This is a genomic window from Hydrocoleum sp. CS-953, assembly GCF_002260545.1.
Taxonomy (GTDB): domain Bacteria; phylum Cyanobacteriota; class Cyanobacteriia; order Cyanobacteriales; family Microcoleaceae; genus Trichodesmium.
This window is the reverse complement of record NZ_LGSU01000069.1, coordinates 1-1,935: the sequence shown is the minus strand read 5'-3', so window position 1 is coordinate 1,935 and position 1,935 is coordinate 1. Positions and strand designations below refer to the sequence as shown.

2 protein-coding genes and 1 pseudogene are annotated in these 1,935 nt (G+C 34.6%); 2 read left to right on the top strand and 1 reads right to left on the bottom strand.

The genetic code is table 11. From position 1 onward, the window contains the following. Positions 1 to 397 precede the first annotated feature (397 nt). On the bottom strand, positions 398 to 988 hold the full coding sequence (locus tag AFK68_RS00420) for an HD domain-containing protein (protein ID WP_210407149.1): 591 nt from the start codon (positions 986 to 988) through the stop codon (positions 398 to 400). Between the two features lie 120 nt (positions 989 to 1,108). Here AFK68_RS00420 and AFK68_RS40780 point away from each other — a divergent pair. Together AFK68_RS40780 and AFK68_RS34260 are read left to right on the top strand one after the other, a co-directional pair. Then, a pseudogene (locus AFK68_RS40780) lies at positions 1,109 to 1,729 on the top strand (FAD-dependent thymidylate synthase); the annotation flags it as partial. 1 nt (position 1,730) lies between these two features. Continuing rightward, a partial coding sequence (locus AFK68_RS34260; RefSeq protein ID WP_143437367.1) for a hypothetical protein occupies positions 1,731 to 1,935 on the top strand: 205 nt, incomplete at both ends.

Below are 1,935 nucleotides of genomic sequence, written 5' to 3'. Positions count from 1 at the left end.
GTCCATGAGTTTAGTCTTAGACGAGTTTAGAAAAAACTTTCATTTCCCAATACTTTTATGGATAGATCAAGAGGTTTCCCGAAAGTTCAAAAGGTTAACGAAAAATATTAATCTGGCCTAAATACTTCTGCTTATTAAGAGAATGATTTATATGTAGCATCCACCCTGGTCAGGATAACCACTGATACCCTGACTAATTTGGGAATCTATATTAAAAAGAGATAGGAAGATGAGGAAATGGAGAGTGTTTTTAAACCTTTTTCCTGTATTGCCTCTACTCACCTCCTAAGTCTTGAGTTGTTCCTCCTGACTCCTACTCAAAAATTTAATCTTGGCAAAGATACTAAATAGCTTCTACAAATTTCATAACATTTATTGACTAACACCAAAATTTCTGCTACAAGCTAACTTCAGCTCTATCTGTCTGTACCAACTTTTCCAATTCTGTAACTAAACTATCTAACTCTATTACTATCGGAGTGGAGTCAGCTTCACGAAATGCAGTTACAAGGGAGCGATAATACCAGAGCGTTCCTTGTTTACCACCCTTAAATAAATCCCACAACAAATCACCTTGGAGTCGATAGTCTTTCAAAATAGACCTAATATTATGTAGTTTATCCGCTGCAGAAACCAAGCGCACTGAAGGTGTGGCATTAGTAATACGATTAATATAAGCTTTTTTACGTTCTTTCCAAGGAGGTTTCGGAGTAGTATCTGTGTCAGTACAACCATCGACTATCTCTGTCACCCTTTCCCCAAACTTCAGTCTAATTTCTACACGAACAGTTGGCCCACCTTGGTCTTCTATCGCATCGTGAAGTAGTGCTGCTATGGCCTCATCCTCATCAGCGCCATATTCAAGGGCAATGCTAGCTACCCCTAAAAGGTGGGAAACGTAAGGAACTTTACTTCCTTTGCGAATTTGATGAGCGTGTAACTCGGTAGCATATACTAAAGCTTCTGTAAAACGGTGGGAAAGTATCATTTTTTTTAGTTAAAAGTCAAAAATAAGAAAAATCTATCATTTTCTAGATAGTCAATTTTTATGGTGCAATAATGATAAATTGTTTTGCTCTTATATTTAGCTCAACTTTAGAATAATTTTATGGATAAATTTCGGGTAGAAGTTATTGCGAAAACACCTAATCCTCAACAGGTAATTTATGCTGCTTTGCATCAAGATTATAGTCAAGGATTTGTATTTGATGAACAAGATAATTTGCCTTCAGAAACAAAATGCGGGGAAATAATTGTTAAGCGACTTTTAGCAGGCGATCGCGGACATTATGGATGTATTGAACACCCTCAAATTACTTTTAATTGTGGATTTTTTCCCCATAGTGTTATGCAGCAAGCAAGAACTCATAGAATAGGTTGTTGTTTGTCGGGTAATACCAAGGTTAAATTTGCCAATTCGTCTTTATCTAAAGGAGAAAAGTATTATGAGGAAACAATTGAAAAATTAGCTAATTTATGGCATTACGGGAGAAAACATCAACAAACTTCTAATGATGCAAAATATATGCAAGAAAGTATATCTAGGCGTACTATTTTGACTTTAGATACTAAAACTAACCAACTTGTTTCTAGTAAAATTACCAATATTTATATTAATGGTGAAAAAGAAACTTACACAATAAAAACTGTTTCTGGTAAAGAAATTAGAGCTACATTGGAACACCAATTTTGGACTAATCAAGGGTGGAAAAGGTTAAAAGAATTTAACNTCAGCTAGGAAAAATCCTCCGAAAAATATTTATATTAATGGTGAAAAAGAAACTTACACAATAAAAACTGTTTCTGGTAAAGAAATTAGAGCTACATTGGAACACCAATTTTGGACTAATCAAGGGTGGAAAAGGTTAAAAGAATTTAACAGTAGCACTCAATTATGTGAAGTGCAATTAACTGGTAATAAAATTGCTCCACAAG